Annotated in this window: 11 protein-coding genes; 4 read left to right on the top strand and 7 right to left on the bottom strand. The window is 61.8% G+C overall.

Annotated elements, in window-relative coordinates; translation table 11 throughout:
- Positions 1-235: 235 nt before the first annotated feature.
- From BZ163_RS29350 to BZ163_RS29340, 3 genes are all read right to left on the bottom strand, one after another.
- Complete coding sequence (locus BZ163_RS29350) at positions 236-2584, bottom strand: FdhF/YdeP family oxidoreductase (protein ID WP_128873827.1); 2349 nt, start codon at positions 2582-2584, stop codon at positions 236-238.
- On the bottom strand, positions 2581-3435 hold the full coding sequence (fdhD, locus tag BZ163_RS29345) for a formate dehydrogenase accessory sulfurtransferase FdhD (RefSeq protein ID WP_128873826.1): 855 nt from the start codon (positions 3433-3435) through the stop codon (positions 2581-2583). Before fdhD ends, BZ163_RS29350 begins: the two co-directional genes overlap by 4 nt.
- Positions 3436-3527: 92 nt before the next feature.
- Entirely contained in the window at positions 3528-4415 is an 888-nt protein-coding gene (locus BZ163_RS29340) for a LysR family transcriptional regulator (protein WP_128873825.1), read from the bottom strand.
- Positions 4416-4552: 137 nt separating this feature from the next.
- On the opposite strand from BZ163_RS29340, the gene lysM reads away from it, so the two are divergent.
- Entirely contained in the window at positions 4553-4993 is a 441-nt protein-coding gene (gene lysM / locus BZ163_RS29335) for a peptidoglycan-binding protein LysM (protein WP_017335932.1), read from the top strand.
- A gap of 124 nt (positions 4994-5117) precedes the next feature.
- Here the strand turns inward: lysM and yrfG are convergent, their stop codons facing one another.
- On the bottom strand, positions 5118-5780 hold the full coding sequence (gene yrfG, locus BZ163_RS29330; protein ID WP_128873824.1) for a GMP/IMP nucleotidase: 663 nt from the start codon (positions 5778-5780) through the stop codon (positions 5118-5120).
- A gap of 90 nt (positions 5781-5870) precedes the next feature.
- Here yrfG and nudE point away from each other — a divergent pair, with 90 nt between their 5' ends.
- Entirely contained in the window at positions 5871-6437 is a 567-nt protein-coding gene (nudE, locus tag BZ163_RS29325; protein WP_128873823.1) for an ADP compounds hydrolase NudE, read from the top strand.
- Positions 6434-7261, top strand: a complete 828-nt coding sequence (cysQ, locus tag BZ163_RS29320) for a 3'(2'),5'-bisphosphate nucleotidase CysQ (protein ID WP_128873822.1) — start codon at positions 6434-6436, stop codon at positions 7259-7261. The genes nudE and cysQ overlap by 4 nt, the downstream gene beginning before the upstream one ends.
- Positions 7262-7322: 61 nt before the next feature.
- On the opposite strand, the gene BZ163_RS29315 is transcribed toward cysQ, so the two are convergent.
- From BZ163_RS29315 to BZ163_RS29305, 3 genes are read right to left on the bottom strand one after another with little or no spacing between them, the layout of a single operon-like run.
- The gene (locus BZ163_RS29315) at positions 7323-7778 is read right to left on the bottom strand and encodes a thioesterase domain-containing protein (RefSeq protein ID WP_128873821.1); all 456 of its coding nucleotides are present in this window, start codon (positions 7776-7778) and stop codon (positions 7323-7325) included.
- Positions 7779-7818: 40 nt separating this feature from the next.
- Entirely contained in the window at positions 7819-9213 is a 1395-nt protein-coding gene (locus BZ163_RS29310) for a sigma-54 dependent transcriptional regulator (protein WP_128873820.1), read from the bottom strand.
- A complete protein-coding gene (locus BZ163_RS29305) occupies positions 9210-11018 on the bottom strand; it encodes an ATP-binding protein (RefSeq protein ID WP_128873819.1) in 1809 nt (602 codons plus the stop codon). The genes BZ163_RS29310 and BZ163_RS29305 overlap by 4 nt, the downstream gene beginning before the upstream one ends.
- 131 nt (positions 11019-11149) lie before the next feature.
- Here BZ163_RS29305 and BZ163_RS29300 point away from each other — a divergent pair, with 131 nt between their 5' ends.
- Positions 11150-14062 (top strand): aminotransferase, encoded by a 2913-nt coding sequence (locus BZ163_RS29300; protein ID WP_128873818.1) that lies wholly within the window; start codon positions 11150-11152, stop codon positions 14060-14062.
- The last annotated feature ends 208 nt before the right edge of the window (positions 14063-14270 follow it).

Here is a 14270-nt window from a genome sequence, read left to right as displayed (position 1 = left end):
TATAGGGGGAACTTAACTGTTTTTCGCCGGTCTTAAGCTACTTCGGAATGGCCGTTTTTGTGAAAAAACGGCCTTTTTTGTGGGTGTTTGAAAAGTATTGATCCGAAAGATTCGTTGAATGTTCCATCGCCTTCGCGAGCAAGCCCGCTCCCACAGTTGACCGAGTTCTTCCAGAAGGAATGCGATCGAATGTGGGAGCGGGCTTGCTCGCGAAGGCGTCGGCTCAGGCTAAGCATCAAGCCGATTTGGCCATGATCAGCCCAGTCTCACTCGCCGCTTCCAACCGGATCGCCACAAACTTCGACGTCGGCGTATGGCTGCCATCCCCGACGCTTTCCAGCGGTACCAGCGGATTCACTTCCGGATAATAAGCCGCCGCTTGCCCGGCAGGGATATCAAACGCCAGCAGCGTAAAGCCTTTCACCCGACGCTCGCGGCCATCATCCCAGATCGAAACAATGTCCGCCTTCTGCCCCGGTTTGAACCCCAGGCGGATGATGTCGGCCTCGTTCACAAACAAGACGTCCCGTTGACCTTTGACTCCGCGATAACGGTCATTGAGGCCATAAATGGTGGTGTTGTACTGATCGTGGGAACGCATTGACTGCATGATCAGGTCCGGCAACACCCCAGTGGCTCGAGTGCGTTCGTGCACCAGATCCGTGGGCAGGACGTTCGGGCGGAAATTCGCCCGCCCGGATGGCGTATTCCAGCGACGGGCAGCGGCGCTGTTGCCCAGGTAGAAACCGCCCGGAGTGCGGATCTTCTCGTTGAAATCGCGAAAGCCTGGAATGGTGTCGGCGATCAGGTCGCGGATACGGCTGTAATCGGCCACCAGCCAATGCCAGTCCACCGGTTGGCTGCCCAGGGTCGCGGCGGCGATACCGGCGATGATCGCCGGCTCCGAGCGCATCTGGTTCGACAGCGGCTGCAGCTGACCGTTTGAGGAGTGGACCATGCTGAACGAGTCCTCCACGGTCACCGCTTGCGGGCCTTCGGTCTGGATGTCGATGTCGGTGCGGCCCAGGCACGGCAGGATCAGCGCGTCTTTACCATGGGCCAGATGGCTGCGATTGAGCTTGGTACTGATCTGCACGGTCAGGTCGCAATTGGCCAGGGCCTGGAAGGTGCGGGTGCTGTCGGGGGTGGCTTGGGCGAAGTTGCCGCCCAGGCCGATGAACACTTTCGCCCGGCCATCGGCCATGGCGTGGATCGCCTCGACCACGTTGTGGCCGTTTTCCCGCGGCACCTTGAACTCGAAGCGACGCTCCAGCGAGTCGAGGAACGCCACCGGCGGACATTCGTTGATGCCCATGGTCCGGTCGCCCTGCACGTTACTGTGGCCACGCACCGGGCACAGGCCGGCGCCCGGTCGGCCGACGTTGCCGCGCAGCAGCATCAGGTTGGCGATTTCCTGGATGGTCGCCACCGAATGGCGATGCTGGGTGATGCCCATGGCCCAGCACATGATCACGTTCTTGCCCTTGGCGTACATGCGAGCGACTTGCTCGATCTCCACCAGTGTCAGGCCGGACTGCTCGACGATTTGCGCCCAGGAGGTGTCGTCGATGACACCGAGGTATTCCAGCACGTTGACGCTGTGTTCATTGAGGAAGTCGTGGTCAAACACCGCGGGTGCGCCAGCCTTCTGCGCATCGCGCTCCCATTGCAGCAGGAATTTCGCCATGCCGCGCAGGATCGCCATGTCGCCGCCCAGCGCCGGGCGGAAGTAGGCGGTGTTGGTCGGCTTGTCGCCGTTGGTGAGCATTTCGATCGGGTGCTGCGGGTGCTGGAAGCGTTCCAGTCCCCGCTCTTTCAACGGGTTGATGCAGACCACTTGAGCGCCGCGATTCACGGCTTCGCGCAACGGTTCGAGCATCCGCGGATGGTTGGTGCCCGGGTTCTGGCCCCATACAAAAATCGCATCGGCATGTTCGAAGTCGTTGAAGGTCACGGTGCCTTTGCCGACCCCGACACTTTGCGCCAACGCCACACCGCTGGCCTCGTGGCACATGTTCGAGCAGTCGGGGAAATTATTGGTGCCGTAGGCGCGCACGAACAGCTGATACAAATACGCCGCTTCATTGCTGGCTCGGCCCGAGGTGTAGAACTCGGCCTGATCCGGGCTCGACAGCCCTTGCAAGTGTTTACCGATCAGCGCGAACGCCGCTTCCCAACTGATCGGCTTGTAGCGATCGGTTTCGGCGTCGTAGCTCATCGGCTCGGTCAGACGGCCCTGATATTCCAGCCAATAGTCGCTCTGTTCCAGCAACGAACTGACGCTGTGCTTCGCGAAGAACGCACCATCGACACGCCGTTTGGTCGCCTCCCAGTTGACCGCTTTGGCGCCGTTCTCGCAGAACATCACCAAGCCCTTTTCCGGTGAATCGCCCCACGCGCAACCGGGGCAGTCGAAGCCGCCGTTCTGGTTGGTCTTGAGCATGATGCGCAGGTTTTTCAGCGCGTTGTCGCTGGTCAACCAGGCCTGGGCCACGCTGATCAGTGCGCCCCAGCCACCGGCCGGGCCTTTGTAGGGCTTATAGCGGGGGACGGGTTTCTGATCGGCTTGACGATGTTGACTCACGCTTGATTCTCCAATGCCGGGCTGTAGACCCGCGGTGCATTTTTCTGGGGCAGATGGATGAGATTGAGGTTGTGGCGGCGGGCCCATTGCACGGCAAGGCCGGTGGGCGACGACAGGCTGACCAGGGTCTGGATGCCGGCGCGCAATACTTTCTGGATCAATTCGAGACTGCAACGGCTGGTGACAATAGCCAGGCCGCCTGCAGTCGGGATCTTCTGACGGATCAGCCCGCCGATCAGTTTGTCGAGGGCGTTGTGCCGGCCGATGTCTTCGCGGCCCAGCAGCAATTCACCCTTGGCGTCCATGAACACCGCCGCATGCACCGCGCCGCTGTACTGGCCGAGGGGCTGGAACGCGCCGATGCGCTGGCGCAGGCCGTCGAGCCATTCCACAGGCGGCAGGGGGGCGCCGGGCAAGACTCGCAGGTCGGGCAACGCCTGTTCGACCGCTTCGACACCACAGAGCCCGCAACCGCTGGTGCCCGCCAGTTGCCGACGTTGCTGCTTGAGGTTCCAGAAGGCGCGGTTGGCGATGGTCACTTGTGCGTATTGCGCTGAACCCGAGCCGCTGAGTTGCATATCGTAGATGTCGCAGACGTCTTCGATGATGCCGCTGCCGAGGCTGAAGCCAACGATAAAATCCTCGAGATCCGTCGGCGTCACCAGCATCACGGCCTGGCTGATGCCGTTGTAGGCAATCGCCAGCGCGACTTCCTCGGCCAGCGCGGCGCTGTCCGATTCGGCGTTTTGCGTTTCGGTTTGGCGAAGGTTGCTGTAACTGTAGGTCTGGCTGGCAGAGGGCGCGGGCGTTTCGAGGGCAGGCGCCGCGCAGACAGGACGCTTGGCGTTCATGGCATCACCGACGGTTTGATCAGCTTTAAGCCTATGCGCGTCAACGTGTCGCGTCTAATTGCTATTACTGATCTGCCGATAGATGCCGTCGATCAAGAGCTGGTCGGCGATTTCTGATAGATCGCGAAACACGCCTCGGCCAATGCCGAACGTGGTGCGCTGCGACGCATGATCAACCCCAATTTGCCGAGGGTCTGTGCGTTTTCAATCGGCTGCAGGCGCAAATGATCCGTGAGGTTTTCCAGACCGCCCTCCAACGGCATGACGGCGCAACACAGCCCCCCGTGCACGGCTTGTATCAGCTGATGGACGGCGTCGGTCTGTAACAAGGGCTGCGGGGTCAGGCCGCGGCTGTGAAAGTTGTGGTCGATGGACTGGCGAAAATGCATGCCGCTGGTGAGCATGCCCAGCGGCAATTCGATCAACGATTCCCAGCTCAACGCAGCTTCGCCGAAGGTGTAGAAGCGTTGATCGTAGAGCAGGCCCATGCGGGTTTCGCTGAACGCCAGGGAATCGAAGCGCTCACCGTCCAGGCGTTCCAGGTATGAGACGCCGATATCCAGGCGATTGTTCGCCAGTTGTTCGAGGATCTGTTCGGAACTCAGGGACGAAAGTTCGAAGCGCAGGTTCGGGTGATCGGCATGCAGCCGTTGCATCAGTGGCAGCGGATCGAAGCTCGACAGCGGCACGACGCCCAGGCGCAGGGTACCGACCAGGTTGCCGCGACAGGCGGCGGCTTCGGCCTGCAAGCCATCGCAGGCGGCCAGTACGGTGCGTGCCCAGGCCAGCACCCGCTCGCCCGGTGCGGTGAAGCCTTCGAAGCGCTGGCCACGGTTGACCAATGGCAACTCGAGCTCTTCTTCGAGGCTGCGCAGGCGCATGGACAGGGTCGGCTGGGTGATGTGGCAGCGAGCGGCGGCCTGGCCGAAATGGCGGGTTTCGTCGAGGGCGATGAGGAATTTCAGCTGCTTGATGTCCATCTTCGCTCCAGGGCGCGGTGAAGCTCCGGATTCTAGCGCCTGGGGGGAAGCGGCGTCATTGGTCGGGTGGCAACCGAGGGTTACAACCTTGGTCTAGGCTTTTGCGTCTGGAACCTAAAACCCAAGGAGAGTGCACCATGAGTATTTTTAGCTTTGTGAAAGAAGCAGGCGAAAAGCTTATCGATCTGCTGACGCCGGGCAATGCCAATGCCAGCGAGCAGTTGAAGGAACACATCAGCAAGGTCGGCCTGGGTAACCCGAATGTGCAGGCGACAGTGGATGGCGACAAGGTCACCGTGACGGGTGAAGTCGGCAGTCAGGAAGAGAAGGAAAAGATTCTGTTGGCGGTGGGCAACATCGCCGGCGTGGGGAGCGTGGATGACCAGATTACGGTGACCGGGCCGGTGGTGAAGGCTGCAACCTTTGTCACGGTTGTGAAGGGCGACACCCTTAGTGCAATTTCCTTGCGCGTGTATGGCGATGCCAACAAGTATCAAAAAATCTTCGAGGCCAATAAGCCGATGCTCAAGGATGTGAACAAGATTTATCCGGGGCAGTCGTTGCGGATTCCTGAATAAGGCTCAAGTGCAGGTGATGGCGTTCGCGGGCAAGCCTCGCTCCTACAGGTCCACGTCGTACGCCCATATGGTGAACGACCCGGACTGTAGGAGCGAGGCTTGCCCGCGAAGGGCGTGACTCGGTCTAAAGCCCTGCTATCAACTCCCGATAATCCCCCACCGCCGCAAACTCCGCCGTGTCCTTCGGCCCCTTGCGACTGTCCGGCTCACTCACCGCCAACAAATGCGCCACGCCAAAATTGCGCGCACTGCGCAGGATCGGCAAGGTGTCGTCGATAAACAGACTGCGCGCCGGATCGAAACCGAGGTCCGCCTGCAAGGCATCCCAGAACTGCGGGTTTTCCTTGGCGAAACCGTAATCGTGAGAGCTGATCAAACGCTCGAAGTACGGCGCCAGTTCGATTCTTTCCAGCTTCAGTGACAGTGAGTCGCGGTGGGCGTTGGTGATCAGCACCACGCGCTTGCCGGCCTGTTTGATCGCCGCCAGGAACGTGTCCGCATCCGGGCGCAGGGCGATCAGGTGAGCGGTTTCCAGTTTCAGCTCGCGCACCGACAGGTTCAGCTCGGCGCTCCAGAAATCCAGGCAATACCACTGCAACTGCCCGGCATTGCGCTCGAACAGGGGCTGCAATTCCATCTCGGCCATGGCCCGGCTTACGCCATGCAACTCGGCATAACGCTGGGGCAGGTGCTCCAGCCAGAAATGGTTGTCGAAGTGCAGGTCCAGCAGCGTACCGTCCATGTCCAGCAGAACGGTGTCGATGTCGTGCCAGGGCAGCAGGGACATAAAAAACTTCTCCAGCGGTAAAAAAGATATCCGGGGTAAACAATCAGGATAGGCCGGGTATAGTAACCCGCTATCACCCAGGAGCCGCTCATGCGCCAGAAACCCACCATCCTCGCCCGCGAGATCGTCGCCACCAGCCGTTTATTCTGCGTCGAAGCGGTGCAGTTGCGCTTTTCCAACGGCGTGGAGCGCACTTATGAGCGACTGGTCGGCAAGGGCGCCGGGTATGGCGCGGTGATGATCGTCGCGATGCTGGATGTGGACCACGCGATACTGGTCGAAGAGTACTGCGGTGGCACCGATGAATACGAGTTGTCCCTGCCCAAGGGCTTGATCGAGCCGGGCGAGGACGTGCTGGCGGCGGCCGAGCGTGAGCTCAAGGAAGAGGCCGGGTATGGCGCGCGGCAACTGGAGCATTTGACCGAGCTGTCGTTGTCGCCCGGGTACATGAGCCAGAAGATTCAAGTGGTGCTGGCCACCGATCTGTACGAAGAACGTCTTGAAGGCGACGAGCCTGAGCCAATGGGCGTGGACAAGATCAACCTGCGTGAATTGTCGGCGTTGGCGCAGAACCCGCGGTTCACTGAGGGTCGTGCCTTGGCGTCGCTGTATCTGGTCCGTGACCTGCTGACTCAGCGCGGGGTATTTCTGCCATGAACTTCCCTCATCCGTTGATGGCGCCGGTGGTCGAGCTGGCATTGAAGGCGGGGGAATCGATCCTGCCGTTCTGGCGCATCGGCACCGCCGTGACCGCCAAGGCTGACGACTCGCCGGTCACTGCCGCAGACCTGGCCGCCCACCATGTGATTCTGGCCGGGCTGACCGCGCTGGATCCGACGATTCCGGTTTTATCTGAAGAAGACGCCAACATCCCGCTGAGCGTACGCGCCGGCTGGCAGCGCTGGTGGCTGGTGGACCCGCTGGACGGGACCAAGGAATTCATCGCCGGCAGCGAAGAATTTACCGTCAACATCGCGTTGATCGAGCAGGGGCGCGTGGTGTTTGGCGTGGTGTCGATGCCGACCAACGGCCGCTTTTACGTCGGTGGCGCGCAGTTGGGCGCCTGGCGTGGCGACCAGGGTAGCGAACCGTCGCCGATTCAGGTGCGTGACGTTCCAGCGATGGGCGAAGCGTTCACGGTCGTGGCCAGTCGTCGGCATTCGAGTCCGGAGCAGGAGCGTTTGCTGGCCGGGTTGAGCGACAGCCTGGGTGAGCTGCAATTGGCCAATATCGGCAGTTCGCTGAAGTTTTGTTTGTTGGCGGAAGGGGCCGCGGATTGCTATCCGCGCCTGGCGCCGACTTCGCAGTGGGACACGGCGGCGGCACAGGGTGTGTTGGAAGGGGCTGGGGGCGAGGTATTGGATTTGCGCGGTCAGTCGTTCCGCTATCCGGCGCGGGAGTCGTTGTTGAACGAGTATTTCCTGGCGCTGCCGGCCAAGGCTGCGTGGCGGGAGAAACTGCTGCAGCTGGCACGCTCCTGACGGGGACGAGACAACTTGCCCAAATGCCGGCCAGCTCCATGAACCAATGTGGCATTGTGATTTACCGGTGCAGCACGTACTGCCCGGTAAACGTCACCGCATCCTCCTCACTCCCCGCATTCACAATCCGTGAATGCAGCGTCAGCCGCGCCCGGCCATAGCGTTCATACATCGCCAGAAACTTGTTCCAGACCGCCGCACTCGGCGCCTGGCAGATCGCCGTGGCATCGCGGGTGACCGGCAACGGATAGCTGATGTGCCCTTCCTGGATCACGATATGCCCGCCCTCGACGCCGGCTTCACGCAGGCGCAAATGCAGCCAGCCCCAACCGGCCAGTACCGCACCGCAATACAGGCTGCCGCCGAACATGGTGCTCTTGTGGTTGACGTTGGCTTCCAGCGGCAGGTGCAGGCGCAGTTGCTGGTCGTGCCAGTCGAGTACGGTGAGACCCATGTCCCGCGTCAGGGGAATGTCGTGGTGAAGGATCGATTCCAGGTGACGGCTGTCACGGTTCATTAACGGGCCTCAGGCATGAAGATGATGGGTTGACGATAACTCAGTCGAGCTCGTCGTTGGTGGTATGGGCGCCACTGTCGGCGAAGTTCAGCCCGTGCTTGCGCAGTTTGTCGTGCAGGGTTTTACGCGGAATGCCCAAGGCTTCGGCGAGGCTGCGCACGGAACTGTGAGAGCGTGCCAGTTCCGCGGCAATCAGGCTCCTTTCAAAGTTTTCGACTTGCTCGCTGAGACCGCCGCTGACCACCTCTACCGTACTGCCGGCAGCCGCGTCAGGCGCGCTGTTGTCCAGCGCCAGTTCCAGGCCCAGGGCAAAGCGTTCGGCAGCGTTCTGCAGTTCACGCACGTTGCCAGGCCAGGTGTGGCGCAGCAGCAGGGCGCGTTGCCCCGGTTGCAGTTCGTGGGGTGGCAAACCGTGGCGGGCGCTGGCTTCATCGGCGAAATGCTGGAACAGCATCAGCGCATCTTCGCCGCGCTCACGCAGGGGCGGAATGCGCAGCGGCGCGACGTTCAACCGGTAATACAAGTCGGCACGGAAGCGCCCCTGATCGGCGGACTGGCGCAGGTCTTCCTTGGTCGCGGCGATGATGCGGATGTCCAGCGGGATCAGCTGGTTGCCGCCCAGGCGCTCGACCACGCGCTCCTGCAGCATGCGCAGCAATTTCACCTGCACGTCCAGGCTCATGCTTTCGATTTCGTCGAGGAACAGCGTGCCGCCGTTGGCGAATTCGAACTTGCCGATCCGGCGCTTCTGCGCGCCGGTAAAGGCGCCAGGCTCATGGCCGAACAGCTCGCTTTCAACCACCGATTCGGCCAGGGCTCCGGCGTTGATCGCCACGAACGGACCGTTACGCCGGCTCGACAGGTCATGCAGCGCCCTGGCCACCACTTCTTTGCCGGCACCGGTTTCGCCGAGGATCAGCACGTCGGCCTTGGTCGCCGCCAATGCCCCGATCTGTTCGCGCAGACGCAGCATCGGCGCCGATTGCCCGACCAGTCGGGCGCTCAGCGCATTACGATCGCTCAGGGCCAGACGCAGGCTACGGTTGTCCAGCACCAGTCGGCGCAAGGCCAGCGCGCGACGTACACTGTCGAGCAGCGCGTCACTGGCGAAGGGTTTTTCCAGAAAATCGTAAGCCCCGGCGCGCATGGCCTGCACCGCCAACGGCACATCGCCGTGCCCGGTGATCAGCAGCACCGGCAGCTCCGAGTCCTGGGCGTGGAGTTCGGTCAGCAGTTCGATCCCGTCCATGCCGGGCATCCGGATGTCACTGACGACCACGCCGGGCCAGTCGCGCTCCAGTTGCCCGGCCAGGCCCTTGGCCTCGGCGAGCGGCAGGATCTTCAGCCCGGCCAGATCCAGGGTCTGGCTCAGGGCCTGGCGCAAGTGGGGATCGTCGTCGATCAACACCACCTGAATGCGGTTGTCGATGGTCATGCACTTCGGTCCTCGGACGGTTGCAGGCTCACGCCCGGTGCGCCTGGGCGCAACTTCAGGGTAATCAGGGCGCCGCCTTCCTTGTGGTTGGAGAACGACAGTACACCGCCAAAGGCGCGCATCAGGGTTTCGCAGATCGCCAGCCCCAACCCAAGACCCTGGGTGCGGGTCTTGGTGGTGTAGAACGGCTCGCTGGCGCGACCCAGTGCCTCCAGGCAGAAGCCGGGGCCGTTGTCGCGAATGAACAGCGTGACACCTTCGTCGGTGGATTGGGCACTTATCCAGAGTTTACGCGGCGGGCCTTTTTCCGTCAGGGCATCGAGGGCATTGGCCAATAGATTGCCCAGCACCTGGCGCAGACGGGTTTCCCCGGCCTCGACCCACAGGGTGGCGGCCGGCAAATCGCGGATCAGTTCGACTTCCATGCTGCGGCGGCGCTTGGCCAGCAGTGCCAGGGCATCGTCCAGCGCCGGTTGCAGGGCGACACTTTCCGGGGCGTGGCGATCACGCCGGGCGAAGGCGCGCAGGTGAGCAATGATCGAGGCCATGCGCCCGGTCAGTTCGCTGATCAACTTGAGGTTGCCGCGGGCATCGTCGGTGCGCTGATGATCCAACAGGACTTCGGCGTTCTCCGCGTAACTGCGGATGGCGGCAAGCGGTTGATTGAGTTCGTGGCTGATGCTCGCCGACATTGTGCCCAGCGCCGACAACTTGCCGGCCTGCACCAGATCGTCCTGGGCGCGAACCAGTTCCTGTTGGGCCTGTTCGCGCTCGAGCACTTCCTCTTTCAATCGTCGGTTGAGGCCTTCCAGGTCGCTGGTCCGCTCCGCTACCCGACCTTCCAGTTCGTGCCGGGCCTTGGCTTCGAAAGCGATCCGCTCCAGATAGTGACGCCGGCGCTGCATCATCAGGCCGAGCAACAGCATCAACACCAACAGTGTCGCGCCACCGATGGCGACCACGGTGCGCACCGGGCGATCGATCAGGGTTCGGGGGGCGAGGATGCTGACGTTCCAACCGGTTTCTTTGATCTGTTGGGTCTGAGTCAGCCAGGCGGCGGGGTTGAGATTCAAGGGTTTTGGATCGCGGGTCGGGTAGGGTTGAATCGCGATGATGGCCTTGCGTTCTTCTTCACTCAATGGCCGGGTCGAACGGAATCGCCACTCAGGCCGCGAGGTGATGATGACCACGCCGTTATGGTCCGTCAGCAGCAGTTGTTCCGGGGTTTGGCCCCAGAGGCTTTCGGTATGGTCCAGGTCTACCTTGACCACCAGCACGCCGAGAATTTTCTCGCCATTGCGCACTGCCGCGGCAAAGAAGTAACCGCGTTTGGCCGACGTGGTGCCCAACCCGAAAAAGCGCCCGAGCCGACCAGCCATGGCTTCGCTGAAATAGGGCCGGAAGGAAAAATTGCGTCCGACGAAACTGTCGTGTTTATCCCAATTGGACGCGGCCAGGGTCTTGCCGGTGGTGTCCATCAGGTACATGACTTCGGCGCCGGTCTGGGCGCTGATGTTTTTTAGCAAGCGGTTGGCGTTGCCCTGGGTGACGCTATCGTCCGGTGCGCCGAGCACGGCTCGCAGGGCCGGCAGCTCGCCGAGGATCTGCGGCAGTACTTCATAGCGGTGCAGGGTGCCCAACAGGTTGGCGACGTAGAGATCGAGGGTCTGACGGTTCTGTCCGGCCAGTTCGCTGCGGTAATAGCGCTCTGCCAGATGCTCCAGCGGCCACAGCAATGGCGCCAGGCACAGCGCGAGCAGCGCCAGGCTGCGCCAGCGGGGTCTGCGAGGAAGGGTCGAGGTCATGAGCATCAAGCGCCTGTGGGTACAGGCGCATTATGCCTAGGCTTGCGGGCGCAGTCTGCGCGCCGTGGGGGTTGCGTATCGTCCCCGGCAATGGCGATATAGGCGCCTGATAAAATTAAAGGGGTCGTTGTATGCCGCTCGCCACGTTGATTCATCGTGCCAGTTTGCCCAGTCCGCAAGTATCCATGGAGCAAGCGCTGGCGTTGCTTGAAGGGCATTACGGGCTGAGCGGCAGGTTGCAGGCCCTTGGCAGTCAACAGGACCTCAACTATCGCGTTGACAGTGACCAGGGGCCATTCGTCCTGAAAATCTGCCGTGGCGATTATTCGGCGCTGGAGCTGCAAGCCCAGCATGCAGGGCTCAGGCATCTGGCTGGACATCCCGAGGTGCAGGTGCCACGGGTGATCCCTGCGAACAATGGTGCAGACCTGCTGACCCTGGACGTCGGCGGCCAATCGGTGCATGTGCGCCTGCTCGATTTCATCGAAGGCCAGTCACTCACGCACCTGGATCATTTGCCCGGTTCGGTGGTGGCCGGGTTCGGTCGACTGTGTGGCGAAATGGCTCTGGCACTGGCCAATTTCGACCATCCGGGTCTCGAACGCACGCTGCAATGGGACGCCCGGCATGCCAGCGCGTTAATCGCCCATTTGTTGCCAATCATCAAGGACGATCGGCAGCGAGCGCTGATCGCCGATGTGGCCGAACGTGCCGAACGCCATTTACAGCCGCTTGTGGATAAGTTGCCAGTGCAGGCCATCCACATGGACATCACCGACGACAACGTGGTCTGGCAGCGTGATTCGCAACGCCAATGGCAAATGCGGGGCGTGATCGATTTCGGCGACCTGGTTCGCACCTGGCGCATTACCGATCTGTCGGTGACGTGCGCAGCATTGTTGCATCATGCTGGAGGCGACCCTTTCTACATCTTGCCGGCGGTCCAGGCCTATCACCGGGTTAATCCGTTGCAGCCTGCAGAACTGCGGGCACTCTGGCCGCTGATTGTCGCGCGGGCGGCGGTGCTGGTGCTCAGCGGCGAGCAGCAGGTCAGTATCGATCCGGGCAATGAATACAGTCGCGACAACCTGACCCATGAGTGGGAAATCTTCCGCGTGGCCTCCTCGGTGCCGTTGGCGTTGATGGAGGCGGCGATTCTTGCCGCGGTCGGTCAGGGCCTGCCGACAATCGACAGCGAAGGTTTTGCGCCGCTGCTGCCGGGGCTGGTGGGACGTGAGTTTGCCTTGATCGATTTGGGCGTGCTCAGCCCGCATTTCGAAGCGGGTAACTGGGAGCAGGCAGGCATCGACCAGCGCCTGTTGGCCGAAGCGGCGGCGACTCACGGTCTGGCCGCCAGCCGTTATGGGCAATACCGGTTGTCTCGTACCCGGCCGGACAGTGCCATTGAACCGGACACTTTCCCGTTGCACGTCGAGTTGCAAGTGCCCCATGGCACGGCGGTGGAATCGCCTTTTGCCGGTGTGGTTCATCAGCCGGCGCCGAACCTGTTGCAACTGGACGGCCCCCAATTGAGCGTGCGGTTATGGGGCGTGACGCCGTCGCTGCACACCGGTGCGGCGCTGGTCAAAGGCCAGGTACTGGGTTCGGTCAGCGGGCCGTTGGTGGTGCAGTTGTGCCGAGGTACATCGTTCGATGCTCCGCTGTTTTGCACGCCGTCCCGCGCCGCTGCCTGGCAAGCGTTGTGCCCGTCGCCGGCGGCGTTGCTGGGACTGGCCTGCGATGCTCAAGTCGAACTCGATTCGGCGACATTGCTGGCGCGCCGCGATGCCAGTTTCGCCCGCACGCAAAAACACTATTACCTCGACCCGCCGCGCATCGAACGCGGCTGGCGCAATCACCTGATCGACATGCAGGGCCGGTCTTACCTCGACATGCTCAACAACGTCGCGGTGCTCGGTCATGGTCACCCGCGCATGGCCGCGGTCGCCAGCCGTCAGTGGTCGCTGCTCAACACCAACTCGCGGTTCAACTACGCGGCGATTGCCGAGTTCTCCGAGCGCTTGCTGAAGTTGTCGCCGGACTCCATGGATCGCGTATTCCTGGTCAACAGCGGCAGCGAGGCCAACGACCTGGCGATTCGCCTGGCGTGGGCCTACAGCGGCGGGCGCGACATGCTCAGCGTGCTGGAGGCCTATCACGGCTGGACAGTGGGCGCGGACGCGGTCTCGACCTCGATCGCCGACAACCCCAAAGCGTTGAGCAGCCGCCCGGACTGGGTCCATCCGGTGACCGCGCCGAACACCTATCGCGGCGAATTCCGCGGCGCCGGCAGCGCACCGGACTACGTGCGCAGCGTCGAACACAACCTGGCAAAAATTGCCGGGCAGCAACGTCAGCTCGCCGGTTTCATCTGCGAACCGGTGTACGGCAACGCCGGCGGCATCTCGCTGCCGCCGGGCTATTTGAAACAGGTCTATTCGATGGTTCGCGCCCAAGGCGGCGTGTGCATCGCCGACGAAGTGCAGGTCGGTTACGGGCGCATGGGCAACTTCTTCTGGGGCTTTGAAGAGCAGGGCGTGGTGCCGGACATCATCACCATGGCCAAGGGCATGGGTAACGGCCAGCCGCTGGGCGCAGTCATCACCCGCAGGGAAATCGCCGAAGCGCTGGAGGCCGAGGGGTATTTCTTCTCGTCCGCTGGCGGTAGCCCGGTCAGTTGCCAGATCGGCATGGCGGTGCTGGATGTGATGGAAGAAGAAAAGCTCTGGGAAAACGCGCAGGTCGTGGGCGGGTATTTCAAGCAGCGTCTTGAGGCGCTGATCGATATTCATCCGCTGGTGGGCGCGGTGCACGGTTCCGGCTTTTATCTGGGCGTCGAGCTGATTCGCAACCGTGAAACCCTGGAGCCGGCGACGCAAGAAACCACAGCCCTGTGTGATCGGCTCCGTGAGCTGGGTATTTTCATGCAGCCGACCGGCGATTATTTGAACATCCTCAAGATCAAACCGCCGATGGTCACCTCACGCCAGAGTGTGGATTTCTTTGTCGACATGTTGGCGAAGGCGCTCGCCGAAGGTCTGTAAACACAATTCCCCTGTGTACACGGACAAATGTGGGAGCGGGCTTGCTCGCGAATGCGGTTACTCATTCAACATTGATGTCTACTGATGTACCGCATTCGCGAGCAAGCCCGCTCCCACAGGAACGCATTTTATTCGATTATTATCGTATTTTATTGCCGATATTTAGACGAATGGAGAGATTGTCGCTTTTATAGCCGATATTTATCGG

Source organism: Pseudomonas sp. VI4.1, assembly GCF_002029345.1.
In the GTDB taxonomy this organism is placed as follows: Bacteria; Pseudomonadota; Gammaproteobacteria; order Pseudomonadales; family Pseudomonadaceae; genus Aquipseudomonas.
The sequence above is the reverse complement of the archived record's forward strand: the minus strand, read 5'-3'. Positions and strand labels throughout refer to the sequence as shown.